Source organism: uncultured Chloroflexus sp., from assembly GCF_937951745.1.
Classification (GTDB): Bacteria; Chloroflexota; Chloroflexia; order Chloroflexales; family Chloroflexaceae; genus Chloroflexus.
In genome coordinates, this window is the sequence record NZ_CALFBQ010000041.1 from 18,989 (window position 1) to 40,190 (window position 21,202).

Sequence of the window (21,202 nt, forward strand, 5' to 3'; positions counted from 1 at the left end):
ATAAACATTCTTCTTATCGTGAAGAAGCAGGATAATATTGCATGCGCCCTACACTCATTCAGTACCTTCGTTGCCCCGCTTGCCAAGCACCACTCCGCTGGACCGAACCGTATGCGACTCAGTGGATCGAACATGGTGAACTCATTTGTACTCATTGTAACCAGCGCTATTGCATACGTAAGGGCATAGCCTATATCTATGTTGATAATGATGACTGGAAACGGCTGGCAACCGAAGCTAGCGGATGGGTACAAATGGCAAAGGATGCCGGTTGTTATGATCAAACTCATGTTGACATCGATTTTCGCCTGCCATACGTTGCGAGTGAACCATGGCCTGAAATTGCATACCAATTTGACCTTATTCTGAGTATCATTCGGCCAAAACCGCACAGCCGTGTCCTCGATCTCGGGGCGGGGCGTGGATGGGCAGCCAAGCAGTTTGCCATTCGCGGTTGCGACGTCGTTGCGGTTGAAATCAACGATGACGATCAGATTGGAGTTGGGCGTTCACTAGCACTGATGCAGCAGGCCAGTGTTTCCTACGATATTCTGATTGCCAACAGCCAACATCTCCCGCTCGCCGATCAAAGCTATGATATTGTCTTTGCTTCGGCAGCGCTCCATCACTCAACCAGTTTGGAAAAGGTAGTAAGAGAAGCAGCACGCATACTACGCCGTGGCGGCAAGCTGGTTGCCATTCATGAGCCGTGCATTGCTGATCACATCACTCCAGAGCAAGATGCGCCAAACATTGCACGTGAAACAGCCTATCACATTCAGGAGTTGCGCCCAAAGTTAGACGATTATCGGCGCGCCTTGCAACAAGCTGGACTGCGCGAATTAGCAATGTTTCACCATGAAACGTATGGGGTAACGGTTGAAAAACTGCAAGCATGGAGCAAGAAGAACAACTTGCCACCGCTGACAGAGCAACAGATGAGAGATTTGCAGCGTAACCGTCGTTTTAGCTTACACCACATTGCCCGAACGATCCAGAGCCGCTTCAAGCGGCGACCTGATCCGGCGTTATTACCACCACAAGCATGGATGGATCAGTTTTATCGTCGTTGCGGTGGTAATCTTACGCTGATTAGCGAGCGGTTGTAAGAGCATTGACTACAAATTATCAGAGAACTCTGTGAAGCAAAGCCCTGACTACCATGACAGGAGGCTTCAGTGAGTGCTATCTGGCCGGCTAGGTGGTGTAAAGGTGACAGCAATTCGCCGGTTGCTAGGTGCAGCACTCCTACGCCCTACCTCGTGCGCCGCAGACAGTGGAGGAACAGGGCGGCTTGAAAACTGCCCTACCATGCAGTACATACGCGGCAATAAGAGGGATGTTTGACATGGCCGTGTGCCCTTAAAACCGCCTTGTAGGGGCAACACCTCGCGCGATGGGTCACCGTGCTGATGCGATTAACGAGTAGGGCCCTCCGGCATTACCGTACCGTTATTGGTTGGCTGCACCGGCAACGCCCGCACGATCACCCGCTGCTTGAACTTATCGGGGCCGCTTGGTGGCCAACACGTCACCATTGTCACCACTTCATAGCCGGTAGGTGCAATATAGCGGGCATTGGCGAGACGCTGTTCAGGTGGCGCACCCTCCTCATCAACGATGATCCGCTCGCTGACGAGGTAGCGGTACGGTTGACCACGGCTATAGACAATCACCTCATCGCCGGGCTTAAGGTAGAAGAGGTCTTTGAACACTCGACCGTAGCCACCAACATGACCGGCTAACACAATATTATCGCCTTCGCCGGGATTGGCCGAACCGCGGTGCTGGCCAACCGCATACTCGGCCACCTGCCACACCGAGATCAATTGACCGTTTTCTTCGATCGTATCCCAACCAACTTCTATTACCTTAAAATCGACCCGAATTGCTGGAATGACCAGTCGATCAACCATGGCCACCCACTCGGCGCGCACCGGCTCAGGCGGTTCGGAAATCAACAAACCACTGTTTACCGCAGGTAACGTGCTTGGAGCAGCGACGGCAGGAGGTGGAATATCGCCAGCCGGCGCTGACGGCGCAACGGTAGGAGCTGGCGCTGACGGCGCTAGACCGGTCAGCAACGGCAACGGACGTTCATTAGCCGGACGGAAACCGTTGGTGGTAAGCTGCGGCACAGGGAGGGGCGAATCACCGCGCGCAGCCCAACGGTAATACTCGATCTGCAATGTCGCCACCAAGACATAGATCAGTAAGGCGGCGCCAAGCGCCATCAGCGTCGTACCGAGCAGCCACGGCCCGCGCCTCACCGGCGTGACGCGCCGGCGAGCGATGATGTGCCAAATTCGTTCACCAAGCATAGGAAAACGGTGGAGCATTGCCAACTATCCTCATTGCTGTGTTCTGTCTTCAGTATACCACGCGACCCGCCGGAGCGGATTGCGCCGCATCTTACGCTACGCATAGCGCAGACGAAAGGATGTATGGGGGGGCGGATCGTAGTGGCTGGGCGACGCAAGATGGCTGGCAGACGACGGCGTTGAAGAGTCAACAAGGCGGGGTTGCACCCCGCCCTTAATCGCTTATTCTACACTGCGACTGAGCCTACACACCTATCAGCACTGGCGTTGATCAGGCAATATTAACCGCCTCATCATGCTGGAGCAACATCAGACTCCCGCGCAATGCGATCACGTCAGCGTCAGACAAGGCTGCGATTAGTGGATCGGGCGGCAAAACCGTGCTATGCAGCAGCAACAACGCCCGCATCGCCAGCAACCACGAGGTATCAGATGCGTCAGCAGGCGGTGATGACGGCTGATCACCGGTAAATGGAGGTTGGGGTAAAGCAGAGGGGGTGCGACGAGCGGCAGTCATGGATTTTCCTCTCTATCGATTATTATTGATAGCGTAACTGGAAGCAGCCCGATCGTCAAGCCAAGTCACCAATCAATTCATCGATTCGCTCGAGCACGTAGGTCGGCTGGTAAGGTGAGCGTTCAAGATCGGCGCGTTGACTATCGCCGGTCAAGACCAACGCCGTATCCATCCCGGCTGTCACCCCCATCGCAATATCGGTCATCAAACGATCACCCACAATCAGGCATCGCGCAGGTGGCAACCCGATCAGATTGCTGACCGTGCGGGCCATAATTGGCGATGGCTTGCCAACGATCACCTCACAGCGTGTTGCGGTACAAGCTTCGATGGCAGCGATGATCGCGGCTGCATCTGGCTCACCGCCACCGGGCACCGGGCAGAAGCGATCGGGATTGGTCGCGACCAAGCGCGCGCCGGCCCGGATGGCATCAAAGGCAATCTGGAGCTTGCGGTAAGTGAAGGTGCGATCAAACGACGCTACCACGAACTTAATCTCACCCGGACGTTCGCTGATCGGGAAGCCAGCTCCCTCAAGCTCGCTAATCAGCGGCGCTTCACCAACCACAAACAGCGGCACACCCGGCGCGTTAGCCAACAGCCACTCTACCATAACCGCCGAGCTGGTGACAATTTCGCTTTCATCAGCAGCAATGCCAAAGCGTTGCAAGCGTTCGGCGTATTGCCGGCGAGTTTTGGTCGGGTTATTCGAGAGAAAAGTGATCCGGCGCCCCTCACGGCGCAAGGTTGCTAACAGCTCGGCAGCGCCCGGCAAAAGGGTGTCGCCGAGATAGATGGTGCCGTCAAGATCAAAGATGTAGCCATCGTAGCGGGGGATTGATTGCATGGTGTCTCCAACACTATCACACATCGCCAATCTCGTTTGAGATGGTACCATATCTGGCGACACCGGCTGATCAAGGCAAGAAGCGGGGCAACCGGTATGTTGCCCCGCGCAGATGCGCATTGTAGCACGCTTCTTATGGGATGGCACACAGGCAGCCCAATCAACTCAGCCCTCATAATCCAAACACATCGAGCATATAGCGGAGATTTTCGAGCGAAACCGGCTTGAGGAGAAACAGTGAGGCACCTGCCGCCAAGGAATCCTGTTCGATCATCGGATCAGCCGAAATAACCACAATTGGTGTGGTGTAACCCTCTTGGCGGAGGTAGTAAGTCATATCCAATCCATTCATTTTTGGCATGTGGTAGTCAGTGATAATCAGATCATACCATTGACGGCGCGCCAGCTTGAGACCATCAGCTCCATGGGTTGCCGTATCGATCTTTACGCTGCGCCGCAACGCTTTCATCGCGTTTTGCAAAAACGAGCGCACGCTTGATTCGTCTTCTACGATGAGAATGCGCATAATTGTCTCTCTCAGTATGTAGAACAATTATCACTTCATGAAACGAGAATGACCTTCCAATTTCCACATCTTTGACCTGACACTCCATTCATGTGACCCTGTGAACTTGTGCTAAGATTCACCAGAGCAAGATTGTGAAGGAGGTTGCTATGCCACAACGACAGCGCCTCGGCGTCGTCACAGGGGGATCGCTGCTAGAGGGGTTGACCGTCCGGCTTGACGCTGGCACACCGGTCGAGGATGTGCGGGTCGGCAAGTTTGTGGTGGTGAAGGGGCAGCGTTTCACCTTCTTCTCAATGGTGACGGATGTGCGTCTCGGCGCGACCACACCCAAGGTAATGGCCGATCCGCCGCCGGATGACGAGTTCTTCAGTCACGTACTGGCCGGCACGACCACCTACGGCGAAGTCCGGCTTGATTTGCGCCTGATGTTACCGCTCGACGGCAGCGCCGATTTGTTGCCGGTCAAGACGGTGCCACACCATTTTGCGCCGTTGTTTGAAGCGAGCGACGCAGATTTCACCCAAGTCTTCGGCCACGAAGAGGGCAGCCGGTTTATGATCGGCACGCCGCTCGATATGTCAGCGCCGGTATGTATTGATCTGAACCGGCTAGTCGAACGCTCGAACGGGGTGTTTGGTAAGAGCGGCACCGGCAAGAGTTTTCTAACCCGACTCTTGGTGTGCGGCGTTATTCTCAGCGACGTGGCCTCTAATCTGATCTTCGACATGCACGACGAGTATGGATGGTCAGCTCGCTCAGAGGGAGCCAATTTCGTCAAAGGATTGCGCCAACTCTTCGGCAGCAAGGTGTTGCTCTACGCGCTGGCCGGCGGCGCGTTTGACCGCTCGCGCATCGACGGCGAAATTGTGATCGGTTATGACCAGATCGAGCCGGAAGATGTGCTCTTGTTAAGCGAAGAGCTAAATCTTAATCCAACCGCTGCCGAAACGGCGGAGCTATTGGTAGACAAGTACGGCGCAAAATGGTTGGCCGAGCTCTGGACGATGGATCAAGAAGAGCTAAAGAACTTTGCCGACGAGAAGAGCGCTAGCCTCGCCTCGCTCAATGCGCTCAAACGCAAGACATTGCAACTCAAGCGGCTGGGATTTGTGCAGGCACAGGCTGATCTTTCACCAGTCGATAATCTGATCAAAGCACTCCTAGACAGACGACACGTGGTGCTGAGCTTTGGTCGCTATGATGACCCACTGGCGTACATGCTCGTCGCTAATGTGCTGACCCGCCGGATTCACCAGCGCTGGCGCGAGCAAACCGAGCGGTACCTGCACACAAAAAGTGAGGCTGACCGACCCCGACCGTTGATGATCACGATCGAAGAGGCGCACAAGTTTCTCAATCCGCGTCTTGCCCGCCAAACTATCTTTGGTACAATTGCCCGCGAGATGCGCAAGTACAGCGTGACACTGCTGGTCGTTGACCAACGCCCTTCATCGATCGACAGCGAAGTGCTCAGCCAGCTTGGCACCCGGATCACGGCGCTGCTCAGTGATGAACAGGACATTGACGCCGTATTTACCGGCGTTGGCGGCAGCGCGCGCTTGCGGGCCGTGCTAGCCAATCTCGACACGCGCCAGCAGGCGTTAGTGCTAGGCCATGCGGTGCCGATGCCGGTGGTGGTGCAAACTCGTGCCTATGACGAACAGTTTTACCGCTTTATCGAACAGCGCACACGCCGCGCCAGCGATATGGTCACAGCGCAACAAGCGGTTGATGAACTGTTTCCCGATTAAGCGGTGCGCAACGTTCACGGCCCGTAGGGAAATTGGCCGATCCCGTTGACCAATTCACCCGGCGAATTGCTTGTACTTGAGAAAGAGGTAAACTGCACCGTCTCAGTCAGCACATTGCCATATATGTCGGTAATTCGTAGCGTGAAGGGGCCAAATTCGCCGCCAGCGCAATTGCATTGCCGGATGAAGTAATTATAGGTGGTGCGACTCAGTTGGACCCACTGTCCTTGTGGTGTGCGATATTCGAGCTTAGCAACCGGATTGCGATGATTGCGCACCTGAAATGCTAACCACCACGGATTGCTGCCATCTTTGAGATGAACCTGCACCGGCCCGCTCAGCGACGGGCTGATCACGCGCCACGTGATCGGCACTCTCCCCCATGCACGTGGCGCAATCCGATCAAACGCCTCTGGACTCAGATCGAGATGGTTCGGCCCGCAGCCGGGATGATCCGGACACATATCAACAATCCGCACCACCACACTTCCTTGCGGCCCAAAGATTTCGGCATACGCGCCACAGTAATCGGCATTGCCGTAATTGAGATAACTAATCGCTGCCACCATCCGATCACCGGGGATCGGGTCAAACAGACAGGCGCCGCTCCCGTCGGCTTCGAGATAATAGGTCGCCTCGCCGCTGAAGAGCGGATTCTGGACTGAGCGAGCCACGAGCGGCACTAAGACGCGATACGGGGATTGGGCTGTCGCTGGTGACAACGCCAGCCAGAGCAGAGCGACCAGCAGCATCCACCCATAAGAGCGGCGCATCGCAGGAACCTCTCAGGGAATGCATAGCCGCGGGTAGCGCTCTCCAATGCGCCACCCGGCGGGTTAGACCTCGTTGACCAACTGCTCCAGCCGGTCAACATACGATGCCATAACGGCAAAGGTACGCTCGACCGGCTCAGGCGAAGCGAGATCAACCCCGGCCCGGCGCAGGGTATCGAGCGGGAAGCGGGAACCACCGACCTTGAGGAACTCGTTGATATAGCGTTCAGCCGCACCGGCCTCACCGGCAATGATCGGTGCGGCAAGCGCATGCGCGCCGGCAATGCCGGTCGCATACTGATAGACGTAGAAATTGGCGTAGAGATGGGTAGAAAACTGAGCCCATGTATTACCGACCCGCGCCCGATCAACCACAACTTCAGCACCATACCCTTCGGCGAAGAGATCGGCCATCAGCTCATTGAAGATAGTAGCGGTCAGCGGCTGACCGCGCTCGGCGCGCTGGTGGATGGCCAGCTCAAAGCGGGCCAGTGTCGGCATAATGAAAAAGTAACGGTGGAAATTAGCCATCGCCTCTTCGATCAGAGCGATCTGGGCATTACGATCGGTCAGCGTCTTGAACAGGTAATCGCGCACGAGCGCCTGATTGAAATTAGAAGCCACTTCAGCGAGGAACAAGCCGTAGTTCGAATAAATCACCGGCTGGGTGCGGCGCGTATAGTACGAGTGCATCGAATGGCCCAATTCGTGGGCAAGTGTGCTGAGGCTGAAGATGTCGTCGTTGTACGACATCATAATGAACGGATGGGTACCGGGGGCGCCGGTCGAAAATGCGCCAGCCCGCTTGCCGCGATTAGGGTAGACATCAACCCACCGCTGTTCGTGCAAACCGCGGCGCATAATCTGCACATACTCGCTGCCCAACGGCGCCATACCCGCGCAAATCCAATCAATTGCCTGCTCGTATGGCACAACCAATGGCGTGGCAAGCGGCGCTTTGGTATCGTAGACGTGTAGTTCATCAACCCCTAGCGCTGCGCGGCGCACTCGCCAATAGCGATGCCACACCGGTAAATGGCGCTCGAAGGTGGCGATCAGATTATGGAAGACTTCAAGCGGAATAACATTCGGCTTGAGCGCACCTTCCAATGCCGAAGCATAACGGCGGGCGCGGGCCATGAACACATTCTGCTTAACACCGGCAGCCAGACACTGCGCCATCGTATTTTCGACCGCGATATGGGCATCGGCATAGCCTTCCCATGCATTCTTGCGCAACGTGCGGTCGGGATGGGTAATCAACGCATTGATCGTACCTTGGGTAATCTCGTGCGCCTCGCCGTTACTATCATACGCTGGCGGAAAGCGCAATTCGGCATTGGCCAGCACGCCATGCACCGCGCTGGCAGCGGCAAAGGGATCGCGCACTTGACCAAGCAACTCTTCCACCTCGGCGGAGCGAACGTGTGGCGCACGCGCGAGCAGTCGCTCGAAATAATGGCGATAGGTCGCCAGACTCTCATCTTGCTCGGCCCATGCCAATAACTGATCGCCACCGATCGCTAACAACTCCGGTTCACCAAAGGCCAGCGCCGCGCTCGCCCGCGCCTGCAAGCCAGTCGCCCGATCGCGCATCGCGCTCGCCTCGCGGTCGTTGGTATCAACCGTGTAAAACATTGTCGCAAAGACCGCGATCTGGCCGACGTTGCGCATAATCGTTTCGCTCAGACTGAGAAAATCGGCAATGATGCGCGGGCCTTCACCCAGTCGGCCTCGGAATTGCACGGCAGTAGCGATGAGCGCATCAGTCTCATCGATCGCCGCTTCCCACGCTGCCTGAGAGGGAAAGATACTGTACGGATCCCACTTATACTGATCCGGAATCTCGCTGCGTTCCCGCACTGTCTGCATTGCAATGGTCTCCTTCAATACGATTGCGGTTCGCGAGGTATTATACCTGTTTATTTGCCAAAAATCGCACCAACCGCACCGATCTAAACGCTCAGCCCTGAAAGATTGCTACAACAGAGCCATCACGACACCGAATTGAAGAGCAACGCTACCTGAATGACGCGCGATCCTGTTGGCCCGTTTCGAGCGTACCATTGTGACCCGTCTCTGGCGCCAATCGCGCCGTATGTTACGCCAGCGCATGCCGGCTGTCATTGGCGTCACTAGTCTGGCGCTCGTGGTAGGTGGCGCGACGCTGATGGTAGTAGCCAAACAAGGCTCCGGCGGTCCGATCGCTACATTCGCTGATGCCGGCTGGAGGGCCTTAACCACCATCATCACCGTCGGCTACGGCAACACCTACCCGGCCATAGGGCGGGGACGTGGCGTTGCCGTCTTTGTGATGATTATCGGCATCGCGCTCTTTGGGCTGCTCACAGCCAACGTTGAGCGTTTTTTGTTGAGAAAGATGCAGTCGATCGCATGCAAGCCGAGTTAGCCTAGATCAACCAACGGATCGAACGCAGCAAACAATTGCTGGCTACACTCACCCAACCGATCGAAGAGGGGCCTTCCACATCGAGGGAATAAGATCAACAAGGCAGTGGCGGGGCTGGCGCGACTCGAACGCGCAACCATCGACTTAGAAGGTCGGTGCTCTATCCATTGAGCTACAGCCCCGCATGCCGATTACTATACTGCACACTCGGCAATTTTGGCAAGAGGGAGCGAATGCTCAATTCGCCGCGATCTGCTCAAAACTGAGCTGATAAGTACGCGCGGCCACATCACCCAACCGCGCCGGCCACTGCCCGGTGAGCGCTTGAGTGATTTTGCCGGCGTGCTCGTGACAATTCTCGATAAAGAGCGTATAGCGTTGCTGAATCCCGGCAGCCACCGTACCGGCCAGATACAAACCGGGCACATTCGTCTCCATCGTTGCGGGATGATAAACTGGAACCCGGTTTGGCCCCTGCAAAATCACGCCAGCCTGCTCAAGCAGGCTCTGATCGCCACGAAAACCGGTCGCCAGCAAGACAAAATCGGTCGGGTAATAGAACTGCTCGGTCGTAGGCTGACCATCGGCATCGGTACGAGCCAGCGTCACACCGCCGGCATCGATCGCAATTGGCATCGTCTGAGGGAGAAAGCGGATAGTGCCAGCCTCAACTTGGGCGGCAAAATCGGGCAACAGCCAATGCTTAACCCGATTGGGATCGAGCTGCGCCCGCCGGTACGACAACGTCACCTGCGCGCCGGCCCGCCAGCAACGCAATGCCGCTTCAACCGCCGAATTCTTGCCGCCGACGATCAGCAACCGGCGGCGAAAATAGTCGTGCGGATCGCGAAAATAGTGGCTCACGTGTGGTAAATCCTCACCGGGGATATTGAGGCGATGGGGAAAGTGCATATCGCCAATCGCCAACACCACCCGGCGCGCGTAATAGCGGCGCGGCCCGCTAAGTGGCTGGGTGATGAGCGTAAAACCGTCGCGCTCGCGGTGTAATGCGCTGACCGGCTCGTAGCTCTGCACACGCAGATCGAACAGCTCAACCACCGTGCGCAGATACGCCAAATACTCTTCACCGGTGATACGCTGCTGATGGTTATTAGGAATAGGCACACCGGCAATCGCCAGCCGCTCGGTCGTACTGAAGAAATTGGTATTGCGCGGCCACCACGTCATCGTATACCCAATCTGGCGCGCATCGAACTGGATGTAATCAACCCCGGCTTGCTTGAGGCACACCGCTAGTTCGAGACCAATTGGGCCAGCGCCAACAATCGCCACCTCGTGAGTAGAAGTGAGCGGAAGATCGTAGGTCATGAATGAACACCTCCAACGTGCATTGCTATCTCCATTTGTATCATACCCGCAAAAGACACAACCGTGCGCGCACTAAGATGTGAATACTTGCGCGAATATTCCTATTGACACAAACGTTCGAGTATGGTATGGTAAAGACATAGTACGAGCGGGTACGTGCAAGGAAGAGGAGGTACTGCGATGCTGGCCACAGCGGACATTCCACAGGCCGATATGCTTTGGGACGTTGCGCGAGTCGCGGAAGCGATTGCGCGTGGGAGAGTAACGGCAGAGGAGATCGGAGAGTACATCGGCGCCAAGGGTCAGCGTCAAGGTCTCTACTATATGCAGGCAGCGCGGATCATTGGCTTAATCGAGATGGGTGAGCAGACCGAGGCGGCGCGACTAACCAAGTTTGGTCTTGCTTTCACGCGTTACAACCGCGCCGACCAGCGCGCTGCCCTGCGCCGGCAACTCTTACGGTACGAGCCAACCCGCTCGGTGATTGCCGCCCTCCGCGACACCCTCGAAGGTTTGACCCGCCACGATGTTGCACGCATCCTCCAACAACTCGCCCCATTAGCCGAATCAACTGCCCTACGCCGGGCAGCCACTGTCACGGCATGGCTGACCGAAATCGGGTTAGCTGACTGGCGCGACGATCGCCTGTGTTACTGCGGGCCGGCATTACCGGTCGCAATACCACAACCACCGCGTAACACAATGTCGTTTGCCAGCGGTGTGTGAGGGGATGACGGTGTTCTCTCCTGTCATTGCGCAAGTGATCTCCAACCGGTCATTGCGAGCGAGTAGTGACGCAAGGAGGCTTGCTTGCATGCAGGATTACCCATACCTACGGATCGCCCTTCGGTCATTGCCAGCGAGTGGTAGCACTTAGCTGCGCTAGAGGTCGCCCGACCGCAGCAATCTCCCGCTGCAGCGGGAACTAGGCCAGATTGGGCGCACACCGCTTCCCGCCGGTCATTATGCAGCGCGCAGCGCCAGAAGCTAGGTTTGTACTTCAGTGGGAACGATGTGTACAGACTTTCCCGCCCATGCGCGCGGGGGATTGCCGGGGTTTCTGGCGTATGCTTGGGTTGCTGAGTTATCCCGCCCGTGCGCGCGGGGGATTGCCGTTTTAACACTGCCGATCGCCGTGCCGGCGCGGTTCCCACCCGTGCGCGCGGGGGATCGCCGCACGATACTGAAACGGAAGACGCTCGCCACCCATCCCGCCCGTGCGCGCGGGGGATTGCCAGTTGAGCTTCGTGATTAGCCGGCGGCGTGATCATCCCACCCGTGCGCGCGGGGGATTGCCAATATCTGTTCCTTGCGCATGTCTCGACTGACCATCCCACCCCGCCCGTGCGCGCGGGGGATTGCCGTTTGCAGACCGCGTTGTTACTCGTTGGCGCAAATCCCGTCCGTGCGCGCGGGGGATTGCCGAGGCTGCTGGCGTATGCTTGGGTTGCTGAGTTATCCCGCCCGTGCGCGCGGGGGATTGATTCGCCATTGACCGGCGGCTCGCAACAACAAGCGGGAGCGGGGGATGGCAGTCTATCACGCTGCCGGCACTTGCCCGGTGCGAGCCGGCGCTGCCACGTGCCAATGCAACAACCCCATACCAATCACGCCTACCAGCGCGAGCAGGGCAAACATCACACCATAACCGGTTACTGTCGCCACAAGACCTACCACTACTGGCCCCAACGCGGCTACCGGGGCCAATGCCAGATTGGCGACGCCAATGTAGGTGGTTCGTTCGGCTGGTGGGCTAAAGGCAAAGACAAGCGTAAAGCCGGAGAGCTGGTAGCCAGCCTAGGCCGCGCCGACTAAGGCGAAGACAAGGTAAAACCACGCGCTTGCCGGCGCGATAAGAGCTAACACCAGCGCCGCCATCCCCATCCCCGCCGACAACACTAATACCTGTTTGTGGCCCCATCGATCAGCCAGCGCCCCCAAGCCGATATTGCCAAGTGCCTGCGCAGCCAGCATCATGCTGGTAAACAGACCAATCTCTGCCGCCGGTACCTGAAACCGCTCTAGCGCAGCCGCTGTCAAGAAACTATGGCCGGTCAAGCCGAGCGCAATCGCCGCTCGGCAGAACAGATAGCGCCGGAAAGCGACATCACGCCGCAAGAGCGGCCCCAAGCCGCGCAAAAAGACGTGAAACGGGCGGGTCGGCGCCGGCGCTTGGGCCGGTTCGACCGTCAGAGCAAGAAAAAGGTATGAGACCACCATCGCTGCGAAGCAAATTAAGGCGAGCATGCCAGCACTTTGCGGGAATGGTTGCTGGGCCAAAATCGCTGCTGCCAGCGCACCGCCGCCAATGCCGAGCAGACCGCCCAAACCAGCCTGTAGACCAAAGAAGACTCCCCAACGGCGGCCCGGAATGACCCGCGCAATTAGATCTTGCCACGCGATTGACGTGAGACCGGCACTCGTGGCGAAGATGGCGTACAGCGTTAGCACGATTACCAGCAACACGCTCGTCGGTAAATCAGGCAACGTTAGCAGAATAATGCCCATCGCCAAAAAGGGCAGGCGTTCACCGATCGTCGCCAGTAGCACCCACGGCTTGCGCCGCGGCTGCGCTGCTATCAACGGCGCGGTAAACAATCCCGGTAATAACCAGCCGGCAAAAAAGATCGCCGGAATCAATCCCTGCACCCATCGCGCATCGGTCAACCGTTCGACGATCAGCGGCAAGACGGTAAACCGCGAAACAAGGCTGATACCGAAGGTGAAGGCGCTGCCATCGAGTACATTCAACCAGAAATTCCGCCGGGCATAACGGGCCAGCACCGCTTCTGACGACGTGGTCATAGCTTATCCTACTGTTTATTCTTGCGCTTCCACACAATGAATCGTAGCCTTGTTTCGACGAAAAGGGATCATTCCCGCGACTGATCGAAACTATCCTCTTGCAATTCTGTAAAAGTGTGGTATAGTATAGAAGTCAATCAACGTCGTGTGCTGCGAGACCGGCATCAGAGAACTCTCAAGCTTTAGGTCGATCGGCAGTGCTTCATCGCTCGAAGTAGGAACGTTGTCGATCGCCGGAGCGAACGCCCGATATATCTATCGGCGGCGGCTGTACGAGAGGTCTGTGATAGCCGGTTTTTGGTATGCCACGAACGTGTCTGCCAAACCAAGTCTCTGTGGAGTGTATGCAATGTTAGTGAAACTGTTCGTCGGGAATTTGCCGTGGAGTGTCGGTGATGCTGAGCTAGGTGCGATCTTCGAGCCGCACGGCGAGGTGCAGAGCGCGCGTGTTATTAACGACCGCGATACTGGTCGCTCGCGTGGCTTCGGGTTTGTTGAGATCGAGACCAATAACGTCGCCTCCGTCATCCGGGCGACCGACGGCCTTGAGATTGGCGGGCGCAATCTGCGCGTGAATGAGGCTGAAGACAAGCCGCGCAGCGCGCCGCGAGGCAATTTTGGCCGCCGCTACTAGAAAGTAGCTGCCACGTCACTCAAGGCGCTGGCAAAAAACAAGACCGGTGAACGCCATTGTTCACCGGTTTATTGTTTGTATACGGATCGTCGTCTACTTGATCGTTTGCTTAAGCCGCTCAACCAATTCAATGTAACGATTCATCGCATCGGTGGTTGAGAGGCCTTTGAGTTTTGTCCACGCATCATACTTCAGCCGCCCGGTCATATCCAGCACGCCGGGCCGCGATCCCTGCACATCGCCAACCGTGGCCTGCTTATAGAGCGCATACAATTGCAATAATGTCTCGTTATCGGGGCGGCGCGGCAACTCCTGCACCTCTTGCGCTGCTCGTTCAAAAGCCGCTCGCAGATCGCTCATATTCCTCTCCTCACTGTGCGCGAATGATAGCAGTATCGTACCATATTTACTATATCTATACCAAGAAAACGATGAAGTGCGGCAGTCAAATTGCCGCCCTTCATAACAAGGCGCAATACGCTACTCATCACGCAACGCCACCGCCGGACTAATCCGGCTCATACGCAGCGCCGGCCATATACCGGCCAGCAAAGCCGCCCCGATCGCAACCGCCAACGCCTGCCCAAACAGGGCCGGATCAACGGCGAGTTCCAGTGTCCAGCCAAACGAACGCTTATTGATAACATAGGTCAGCACGAGCGCCAACGCAAACCCCAACGGCGCAGCCAGCAGACCGGAAGCCAACCCCATCAGACCGGTTTGGCCCAGCACTGCGCCCCACAGTTGGCCGGGTGTTAAACCGTTTGCGCGCAAGACGCCCAATTCACGGGTGCGTTCGAGTTGCAAGGCCATTAATGCGCTTAAGATACCGATAAAGGCGACAATGGTTGCCAGCAATTGTAATACCGACGTGATAGCAAAGGTGCGATCAAAGACTGCCAACGTCCCTTCACGCAACGCCCGGCTTGAATTGACCAACACCATCCCATAGGCAGCACTTATGGCCCGCACTTGTTCAATGACGGCATCAACGTCGTAGCCATCGCGCACGTAGATCGCCAGCGACGAGATCGCCGGATCGTCCCACAAAGCGCGATAGGTAGCGGCATTGATCCGCACCACACCCCGATCAGAGGCATAATCGTAATAGACGCCAGCGATCGGCAGGTCGCGCAAGCCGCGATCGGTACGCACCGTCAAGGTATCACCCACCCCTAAACCAGTGCGAAAGGCGAGTGGCTCTGAGATCAACACCGCGCCGTTTTCCCACGCGGCCCACGTCGCCGCATCACCACCCTGTTGGAAGCGCAACGCGCGCCGTCCCTGCTCGGTCGCTCCATCCACCGCCAATAACGTTGTCGGCCCGGTAGGCAAATCAATCTGCACACTGCGGAAGGTCGTCATCGACTCAACTCCCGGCAGAGCTGCCAACACCGCTGGCAAGGCCGGATCAAGCGTCGTGTCGATCCGGTTGGCGACATTGCTTGGCGGCGAGAGGTAGATGTCAGCGACGAGGCTTTGCTCAAGCCAACTGATCACAGTTTGGCGGAAGCTGCCGATCATGATACCAACGCCAATCGTTACTGACACCGCAACCATCAAGGCAGCGACGGCAACCGCAGTGCGTGAGAGACTTGCTACCACATCGCGTGCTGCCATCCGGCCCAGCAACCCCAATACCCGCCCTAACGCCGGACGTAACAGGGACATCAGCCCCACTAGCGCCAGCGGGGTGAGCAAGGCCGCTCCGATAACGACAGCAAACAACCCGCCGAAGGCGACATAGAGACTAACAGCGCCGGTAGGCGCCGGCATTGCTAGCAGCGCACCACCGATCGCGAGCAAGCCAACGCCAGCGCCGGCCAAGCGCGGCGTTGCCCGCCGCACCCGTTCTTCGATACTCGAACGACGCAAGACGGTACGCGGTGGGGTATACATTGCTTCCAAGGCCGGAGCCAGCGCCGCCAACAGCGTCGCTGTTATCCCCAGCACTGCGCCTTTCAGCAACACCGCCGGCTCAACGCTCAGATCGCGCACTGTCACCACAAAATAGAGATCGTTGATGGTTTGCGTCACCAAGCCAACCAAGCCGCGTCCTAACACCACACCCAACACCAACCCACCGGCCACGCCCAAGAAGCTGATCAGCAACGCTTCAGCCAAGACCAAACCGGCTAATTGGCCGCGACTCACCCCCACGCAGCGCAGCGTCCCCCACAGCGCGCGCCGCTGCACGACGCTGAACGTCATTGTGTTATAGATAAGGAACATGCCAACAATCAGGGCCAAGAGACTGAGCGCAGTAAGGTTCAGCTCGAAAGCAGCCGTCATCTGTTGCAACGCGCCGGCGCGGGCCGCCACCGGTTGCACCGTCGCGCCGGGCGGCAACAGCGGCGCCAGCGCCGCCAGATCAAATGACTCAGGTACGATCAGGTCAATCCGGCTTAACCGTCCGACACTATCGAGCAACTCTTGCGCGCTGGCAATATCAACGGCGATCATCCCGGCCAGCGCGCGCCGGCTAAGATCATCAGCCGGTTCCAGCACTCCCACCACCTGCACGGTAGCCGTGCGCGGGCCAATCTGGATCGGCAACGCATCACCGAGCTGCAAACCGGCCCGTTCGGCATTGGCACGAGCCAGCAGCGCCGCCCCCGGTTCAACCAATAGCGCGGCCACATCAACCGCACCACCGCCGGCCAGATAGGGCCGGAAGGGCGCTTCGGCAAATGGATCAATTCCAAAAAGCTGATAAACACCGGGGCCGAGGGAGGGGGCAATCACATACCCCTCGACAATTGGCGCCGCAGCCAAGGTTGGAAAGCGCCGCCGGAGTTCGGGATAGACCGTTTCGGGCAGGCCGGATGGGCCGCCAATGATTTGATGGGTTGATTGGCCGGCCACAGTATCGCCGGCCAATTGGAAAGCGCGGCGCGCACTGGCATTGGCCAGATCAATCGCCACTACGACTGCCACTCCTAATGCTACCCCTAGAATACAGAGCAACATCTGCCACGGATGGCGCACAATCCAGCGGATGGAACTACGGAAAAGCATACGACCTCGTTATGGTTGTGAAACGCGCAATACAGACGATGATCAGGCACTGGGCAGTGATTGTGTCCTTCTATCATTTTGCCACTGTTCTCTTATTTTTTCATGAACCGGATCGCTATGCGCGTATTCTCCAGAGATAATTTTGGGTGGTTAGCATACAGCGACCCTGTGTGCCAACCACCCATAAGCAACAATTAAGGTACGTCTTTCCAGAACATCTTACCGCGGCACTTCCACCCGATTGAGGATACGCCCGATCGCCATATCGGCATTCAGCCCTTCAATCTCGGCTTCTGGCCGCAGAACGATCCGGTGGCGCAACACCGGACGGGCCAACATCTTCACCTCATCAGGCGTCACGTAGCCACGATCGTGAATTGCCGCCAGCGTCTTTGCCGCCAGCAACATCGCCACTCCGGCCCGCAGCGATGCGCCGACCAACAATTCAGGGCTAGTGCGCGTCGCCTGCACAATCGAGACAATGTAATCGAGAATCCCCTGCTCAACCTGCACCTGTGCAATCTCGGCCCGGCAGGCAGCCAACGCCTCCGGCGTCACAATGGGGCGCAACCCGGCAGCAGCCAACTGGTGTGCGTCGAAGCCGAGGTGATAGCGCCGCAAGACCTCGGTCTCAACTTCGCGCGGAGCATAATCAATCACCACCTTAAACAGAAAGCGGTCAAGCTGGGCTTCGGGCAGCGGGTACGTCCCCTCGTACTCAATCGGGTTTTGGGTCGCAATCACAAAAAACGGCTCCGGTAAAGGCAATCGTTGACCTTCTATCGTCACCTGCCGCTCCTCCATTGCCTCAAGCAACGCGCTCTGCGTCTTGGCCGGCGCGCGGTTAATTTCATCGCCAAGCAACACTTGGGTGAAAATTGGCCCTTGCCGCAGGCGAAATTGGCTACTGCTCAGATCGAAGACTTGAGTGCCCACGATATCAGATGGCATCAAGTCAGGCGTAAACTGAATACGGCGAAACTCGGCTTGGATCATCTGAGCCAAGGTCTTGGCCATGAGCGTCTTAGCCGTACCGGGCGGACCTTCGAGCAACACATGCCCGCCACTGAGCAATGCCGTCAGGAGCAACGTCAAGGGTTCCTCTTGCCCAACCAGTGTCTTGCGCGCTTCATTCAACAACGCCGACGCCAACTGCGCAGTTTGCATAGCATATTCTCCAATGCGTGGGGAACACGATGGTCCTATCGCCAATCGTAGCGCCGTTGCAATGCAACGGCGCTACAGTCGCAACGGGGATCTTCACAGCGTCAGAAAGGCCAAGCTAATAATCAAAAAGAGCGACAGCACACCGATGCCGGCAGAAAAGAGAATTCGCTCCCAGTGCAACAGCCGCCAATCAGGTGGGATCAGATTCTCGAACCCATAGATCGCCAACCGGTAGGATTGCTCCTGCCGGCCAAGATCGAATCCGATCTCGGTTAGTGGGATAAAATGGATTTGCAGTTCAGCCATCACAATGCGGCTATCGTTATCGAGCGCTTGCCGCTGGCGATCGATCATCGCTTTCACTTCGGTGATTTGGAGCCATTCAGGCGGAATTTGCCCAATCACCCGGTGTTTATACACCAATTCAGCTTTGCATGTGCGGCGCAGCCATGTCTCATCAACATCAGGTAGATCGTTCTGAGCCTCATCGCGCACGATGCGGCGCGACCACTCGATCAACTTGCGCTGCACGACGCGGCCAAAACTGGCGCATCGCTTGCAAGGGAGCGAACCGCGCCCATTACATTGCGGACAAGCAATGACCCGTTGGCGTACCACCGTCGATGCGCCGGCGTCCTCCGTCGTGCCGGCTGGTTGCTCGGCGGTCATTGATCTGGCAGACGGCTGTTCAGTCACCGTCACGCGCCGCATGCCCTTACACATCGAGCACACGATCACGCCTTCTCCTTTACAAGCCGGGCAATTAACCACTTGTTCGGAACCGGGCACAACCAGCAGGCTACCCGCCTTGTCTTGAAACTCCTTGGGTGGCGGTAATTCGATCTGCCAACGCTCCACTTCACGATGGGGCGGTAATTCTTTCTGTTGGGTGTCAGGTTCTTCCTCCATCCCAGCGTCGCGGCGCTGCTCAACCAGCAATTGCAAATGGAAGAAGAAGACATTGTAGTGCCGGACGCTATGCAAACGGGCCAACCGGCCAAGCAGCGGCAGCCGGAACGGGTGCTCTTGGGCCCACTGGTCAAGTAACTGGCTAATATGATAGGCATCGAGCTTACGCGCGCGCTGCTGTGCGCGCTCGAGCGGTTCGTGAAACACGGCACCGGTCAACGCACGCTCAACCTCATTGGGTTCGATGAGGGTGAACGGTTTAGGTTGGCTTGCCGGTTGCGCAACACTGGCCGCAGCCACCGGAACGACCTGTGTTTGCGACAAATAGGGAGCAAGTACTGCTTCAAGATCGGCGGCCGCAGCCCTAGCGCTAGCATAGCGATGGTGCGGTTCCCATGCCAACAGGGTGCGAATAATCCGATCCACTTCCTCCGGCAGCTTCTGCCCCGCTTCAGCTAATGAGCGAACCTGTGGCAACTCCAGCCAGCTATCTCCCGGTTTTGGCTTTTTAAACCATGGCTCCTCGCCGGTCAGCATATAAAACAGCACTACACCCAAACTGAATATATCGGATAAATGGGTAGCTTTTTGCGCCTCGCGCATACACTCTGGTGCGATAAAACCGGGCGTGCCCATAATCATGCCGGTTGAGGTCAACGACTGGTCAGGATCGCGAGCAATCCCGAAGTCGATCAAGTAGGCCTTCTCGGCATCGGGATCGATCAAGATATTGCCCGGTGCCAGATCACGATGGACAATATCAAGGCTATGGGCATAATCAAGGGCAGCAGCGATCTGTTGAAAATAGCGCAGCGCCAATTCGGGCGACAAGGGCAAATAAGAACCCTTCTTCAGCGCGTTTGCATTCGTTGATGCTAGCAACTTGGGCAGATCACGTAACGAGCTGCCGTGGATATATTCAAACACCGCGTAGTGAAACGGATTTTGCACGCCGTAGTCGATCAAGCGTGAAATATGTGGATGCCGAAGGCGAGCAGCGATGCTCGCCTCTTGCTCAAACCGCATAATTCGCGCCGCCTCTTGGCTGAGCAACACCTTCAGCGCAACTTTATGCTCGCGAATCCGGATATGATGAGCGAGAAAGACGCGGCTTGACTCACCGCGCCCAATCCGCTGCTCAATCTCGTATTGGCCGAAGATGCGCGGCAAGCTGGGTGACGAAGAGATGCTAGTCATCATAACCGTGTGGATGGGTGCGATGCCATTCCCAAGCCGATGCAATAATCGACTCAAGATCAGGGTAGCGCGGCTGCCAGCCCAGCTCGGCGCGGATCGTTTCAGAAGAGGCGACCAATACTGCCGGGTCGCCGGGTCGGCGCGGCCCCACCACCGCCGGGATCGGATGGCCGGTCACTTTGCGCGCTGTCTCGATCACTTCCCGCACGGTAAAGCCTTGACCATTGCCGAGGTTATAGCGACGTTCACCCAAGCGGTCGAGCGACTCCATCGCCAAAATGTGGGCGCTGGCCAGATCCAGCACGTGGATGTAGTCGCGCACGCAGGTACCATCGCGGGTCGGGTAATCATCGCCAAAAATCGTAACGTGCGGGCGTTGGCCCAACGCCACTTGCAACACGATCGGGATCAAATGCGTTTCCGGATCGTGATCTTCGCCGCGGTCGGGCGTATCGCCGCAAGCATTAAAGTAGCGCAGACAAGCGTAGCGCATCCCATAGATCCGGTGCATCCAGTGCAGCATCCGCTCGATAAAAAACTTTGACTCACCGTAGGGCGAACCGGGGACAATCCGTTCGTGTTCAGCGATAGGAATGCGTTCGGGTTGATCAAACAGATTCGCGGTTGACGAGAGAATAAACCGACGCACTCCGGCGGCAATAGCGACTTCGAGCAGATTGGCAGCATTGACGAGATTATCGCGCAGATAGAGCATTGGTTGTTCCATGCTCTCACCGACCAGCGTATACGAGGCAAAGTGCATAATCCCATCAATGCCGGGGTAAGCAGCGAAAATTTCGCGCAGCGCATTGCGATCGGCTAAATCAGCCTCGACAAATATCGCCTCTGGCGGTACAGCAGCGCGATGCCCTTGATAGAGGTTATCAACGACAATCACCTCATGCCCGGCCCGCACCAATTCGGCGCTAGTAATGCTCCCGATGTAACCAGCGCCGCCAGTAACCAATACCTTCATAGTAGTCATCTCCCTCGTC

General features: G+C 57.1%; 19 protein-coding genes and 1 tRNA gene. 5 read left to right on the forward strand and 15 right to left on the reverse strand.

Going from position 1 to position 21,202, the window contains the following annotated elements; translation table 11 throughout:
- The first annotated feature begins 41 nt into the window (after window positions 1-41).
- Window positions 42-1,109 carry a methyltransferase domain-containing protein gene (locus tag Q1A59_RS10190; RefSeq protein WP_299644940.1) on the forward strand — a complete coding sequence of 356 codons (1,068 nt, stop codon included), beginning with the start codon at window positions 42-44 and terminating at the stop codon, window positions 1,107-1,109.
- A 309-nt stretch (window positions 1,110-1,418) separates the two neighbouring features.
- Here Q1A59_RS10190 and Q1A59_RS10195 read toward each other — a convergent pair whose 3' ends face one another.
- The 4 genes from Q1A59_RS10195 to Q1A59_RS10210 all read right to left on the reverse strand — a co-directional run bounded on the left by Q1A59_RS10195 (window position 1,419) and on the right by Q1A59_RS10210 (window position 4,211).
- Window positions 1,419-2,339: a sortase domain-bontaining protein gene (locus Q1A59_RS10195; RefSeq protein WP_299644941.1), complete on the reverse strand. Its 921-nt coding sequence runs from the start codon at window positions 2,337-2,339 to the stop codon at window positions 1,419-1,421.
- A 253-nt stretch (window positions 2,340-2,592) separates the two neighbouring features.
- Window positions 2,593-2,838 (reverse strand): hypothetical protein, encoded by a 246-nt coding sequence (locus Q1A59_RS10200; protein WP_298406676.1) that lies wholly within the window; start codon window positions 2,836-2,838, stop codon window positions 2,593-2,595.
- Between the two features lie 55 nt (window positions 2,839-2,893).
- Window positions 2,894-3,685: an HAD-IIA family hydrolase gene (locus Q1A59_RS10205; RefSeq protein WP_298406674.1), complete on the reverse strand. Its 792-nt coding sequence runs from the start codon at window positions 3,683-3,685 to the stop codon at window positions 2,894-2,896.
- 172 nt (window positions 3,686-3,857) lie between these two features.
- Window positions 3,858-4,211 (reverse strand): response regulator transcription factor, encoded by a 354-nt coding sequence (locus Q1A59_RS10210; RefSeq protein ID WP_298406672.1) that lies wholly within the window; start codon window positions 4,209-4,211, stop codon window positions 3,858-3,860.
- A gap of 149 nt (window positions 4,212-4,360) precedes the next feature.
- Between Q1A59_RS10210 and Q1A59_RS10215 the strand changes: the two genes are divergently transcribed.
- Complete coding sequence (locus tag Q1A59_RS10215; protein WP_299644942.1) at window positions 4,361-5,965, forward strand: ATP-binding protein; 1,605 nt, start codon at window positions 4,361-4,363, stop codon at window positions 5,963-5,965.
- A 14-nt stretch (window positions 5,966-5,979) separates the two neighbouring features.
- Here the strand turns inward: Q1A59_RS10215 and Q1A59_RS10220 are convergent, their stop codons facing one another.
- Both Q1A59_RS10220 and pepF read right to left on the reverse strand, forming a co-directional pair.
- Entirely contained in the window at window positions 5,980-6,738 is a 759-nt protein-coding gene (locus Q1A59_RS10220) for an expansin EXLX1 family cellulose-binding protein (protein WP_298406670.1), read from the reverse strand.
- 63 nt (window positions 6,739-6,801) lie between these two features.
- Window positions 6,802-8,610, reverse strand: a complete 1,809-nt coding sequence (pepF, locus tag Q1A59_RS10225) for an oligoendopeptidase F (RefSeq protein WP_298489959.1) — start codon at window positions 8,608-8,610, stop codon at window positions 6,802-6,804.
- A gap of 196 nt (window positions 8,611-8,806) precedes the next feature.
- Between pepF and Q1A59_RS10230 the strand changes: the two genes are divergently transcribed.
- The gene (locus Q1A59_RS10230; protein ID WP_298406665.1) at window positions 8,807-9,148 is read left to right on the forward strand and encodes a potassium channel family protein; all 342 of its coding nucleotides are present in this window, start codon (window positions 8,807-8,809) and stop codon (window positions 9,146-9,148) included.
- 106 nt (window positions 9,149-9,254) lie between these two features.
- On the opposite strand, the gene Q1A59_RS10235 is transcribed toward Q1A59_RS10230, so the two are convergent.
- A tRNA-Arg gene (locus Q1A59_RS10235) sits at window positions 9,255-9,330 on the reverse strand.
- 55 nt (window positions 9,331-9,385) lie between these two features.
- Complete coding sequence (locus tag Q1A59_RS10240; RefSeq protein WP_298406663.1) at window positions 9,386-10,477, reverse strand: NAD(P)-binding domain-containing protein; 1,092 nt, start codon at window positions 10,475-10,477, stop codon at window positions 9,386-9,388.
- Window positions 10,478-10,657: 180 nt separating this feature from the next.
- Here Q1A59_RS10240 and Q1A59_RS10245 point away from each other — a divergent pair, with 180 nt between their 5' ends.
- The gene (locus Q1A59_RS10245; RefSeq protein WP_298406661.1) at window positions 10,658-11,203 is read left to right on the forward strand and encodes a hypothetical protein; all 546 of its coding nucleotides are present in this window, start codon (window positions 10,658-10,660) and stop codon (window positions 11,201-11,203) included.
- An 813-nt stretch (window positions 11,204-12,016) separates the two neighbouring features.
- On the opposite strand, the gene Q1A59_RS10250 is transcribed toward Q1A59_RS10245, so the two are convergent.
- Both Q1A59_RS10250 and Q1A59_RS10255 read right to left on the reverse strand, forming a co-directional pair.
- On the reverse strand, window positions 12,017-12,142 hold the full coding sequence (locus Q1A59_RS10250; RefSeq protein WP_299644943.1) for a hypothetical protein: 126 nt from the start codon (window positions 12,140-12,142) through the stop codon (window positions 12,017-12,019).
- A gap of 132 nt (window positions 12,143-12,274) precedes the next feature.
- Window positions 12,275-13,282 carry an MFS transporter gene (locus Q1A59_RS10255; protein ID WP_299644944.1) on the reverse strand — a complete coding sequence of 336 codons (1,008 nt, stop codon included), beginning with the start codon at window positions 13,280-13,282 and terminating at the stop codon, window positions 12,275-12,277.
- Between the two features lie 349 nt (window positions 13,283-13,631).
- Between Q1A59_RS10255 and Q1A59_RS10260 the strand changes: the two genes are divergently transcribed.
- Window positions 13,632-13,916 (forward strand): RNA-binding protein, encoded by a 285-nt coding sequence (locus Q1A59_RS10260; RefSeq protein WP_298406658.1) that lies wholly within the window; start codon window positions 13,632-13,634, stop codon window positions 13,914-13,916.
- Between the two features lie 93 nt (window positions 13,917-14,009).
- On the opposite strand, the gene Q1A59_RS10265 is transcribed toward Q1A59_RS10260, so the two are convergent.
- The 5 genes from Q1A59_RS10265 to galE all read right to left on the reverse strand — a co-directional run bounded on the left by Q1A59_RS10265 (window position 14,010) and on the right by galE (window position 21,183).
- Entirely contained in the window at window positions 14,010-14,276 is a 267-nt protein-coding gene (locus tag Q1A59_RS10265) for an acyl-CoA-binding protein (protein ID WP_298406656.1), read from the reverse strand.
- A gap of 120 nt (window positions 14,277-14,396) precedes the next feature.
- Window positions 14,397-16,934, reverse strand: a complete 2,538-nt coding sequence (locus tag Q1A59_RS10270; RefSeq protein ID WP_298406653.1) for an ABC transporter permease — start codon at window positions 16,932-16,934, stop codon at window positions 14,397-14,399.
- Window positions 16,935-17,153: 219 nt separating this feature from the next.
- Window positions 17,154-18,101 (reverse strand): MoxR family ATPase, encoded by a 948-nt coding sequence (locus tag Q1A59_RS10275; RefSeq protein ID WP_298406651.1) that lies wholly within the window; start codon window positions 18,099-18,101, stop codon window positions 17,154-17,156.
- A 93-nt stretch (window positions 18,102-18,194) separates the two neighbouring features.
- Window positions 18,195-20,210, reverse strand: a complete 2,016-nt coding sequence (locus Q1A59_RS10280; protein ID WP_298489961.1) for a protein kinase domain-containing protein — start codon at window positions 20,208-20,210, stop codon at window positions 18,195-18,197.
- Window positions 20,200-21,183 (reverse strand): UDP-glucose 4-epimerase GalE, encoded by a 984-nt coding sequence (gene galE / locus Q1A59_RS10285; protein ID WP_299644945.1) that lies wholly within the window; start codon window positions 21,181-21,183, stop codon window positions 20,200-20,202. The genes Q1A59_RS10280 and galE overlap by 11 nt, the downstream gene beginning before the upstream one ends.
- Between the last annotated feature and the right edge of the window lie 19 nt (window positions 21,184-21,202).

Excerpts from the sequence above, each read along its gene's own strand:
- Q1A59_RS10190 (WP_299644940.1), top strand. The coding sequence starts at position 42 with ATGCGCCCTACACTCATTCAGTACCTTCGTTGCCCCGCTTGCCAAGCA.
- Q1A59_RS10195 (WP_299644941.1), bottom strand. The coding sequence starts at position 2,339 with ATGCTCCACCGTTTTCCTATGCTTGGTGAACGAATTTGGCACATCATC.
- Q1A59_RS10200 (WP_298406676.1), bottom strand. The coding sequence starts at position 2,838 with ATGACTGCCGCTCGTCGCACCCCCTCTGCTTTACCCCAACCTCCATTT.
- Q1A59_RS10205 (WP_298406674.1), bottom strand. The coding sequence starts at position 3,685 with ATGCAATCAATCCCCCGCTACGATGGCTACATCTTTGATCTTGACGGC.
- Q1A59_RS10210 (WP_298406672.1), bottom strand. The coding sequence starts at position 4,211 with ATGCGCATTCTCATCGTAGAAGACGAATCAAGCGTGCGCTCGTTTTTG.
- Q1A59_RS10215 (WP_299644942.1), top strand. The coding sequence starts at position 4,361 with ATGCCACAACGACAGCGCCTCGGCGTCGTCACAGGGGGATCGCTGCTA.
- Q1A59_RS10220 (WP_298406670.1), bottom strand. The coding sequence starts at position 6,738 with ATGCGCCGCTCTTATGGGTGGATGCTGCTGGTCGCTCTGCTCTGGCTG.
- pepF (WP_298489959.1), bottom strand. The coding sequence starts at position 8,610 with ATGCAGACAGTGCGGGAACGCAGCGAGATTCCGGATCAGTATAAGTGG.
- Q1A59_RS10240 (WP_298406663.1), bottom strand. The coding sequence starts at position 10,477 with ATGACCTACGATCTTCCGCTCACTTCTACTCACGAGGTGGCGATTGTT.
- Q1A59_RS10245 (WP_298406661.1), top strand. The coding sequence starts at position 10,658 with ATGCTGGCCACAGCGGACATTCCACAGGCCGATATGCTTTGGGACGTT.
- Q1A59_RS10255 (WP_299644944.1), bottom strand. The coding sequence starts at position 13,282 with ATGACCACGTCGTCAGAAGCGGTGCTGGCCCGTTATGCCCGGCGGAAT.
- Q1A59_RS10260 (WP_298406658.1), top strand. The coding sequence starts at position 13,632 with ATGTTAGTGAAACTGTTCGTCGGGAATTTGCCGTGGAGTGTCGGTGAT.
- Q1A59_RS10265 (WP_298406656.1), bottom strand. The coding sequence starts at position 14,276 with ATGAGCGATCTGCGAGCGGCTTTTGAACGAGCAGCGCAAGAGGTGCAG.
- Q1A59_RS10270 (WP_298406653.1), bottom strand. The coding sequence starts at position 16,934 with ATGCTTTTCCGTAGTTCCATCCGCTGGATTGTGCGCCATCCGTGGCAG.
- Q1A59_RS10275 (WP_298406651.1), bottom strand. The coding sequence starts at position 18,101 with ATGCAAACTGCGCAGTTGGCGTCGGCGTTGTTGAATGAAGCGCGCAAG.
- Q1A59_RS10280 (WP_298489961.1), bottom strand. The coding sequence starts at position 20,210 with ATGATGACTAGCATCTCTTCGTCACCCAGCTTGCCGCGCATCTTCGGC.
- galE (WP_299644945.1), bottom strand. The coding sequence starts at position 21,183 with ATGAAGGTATTGGTTACTGGCGGCGCTGGTTACATCGGGAGCATTACT.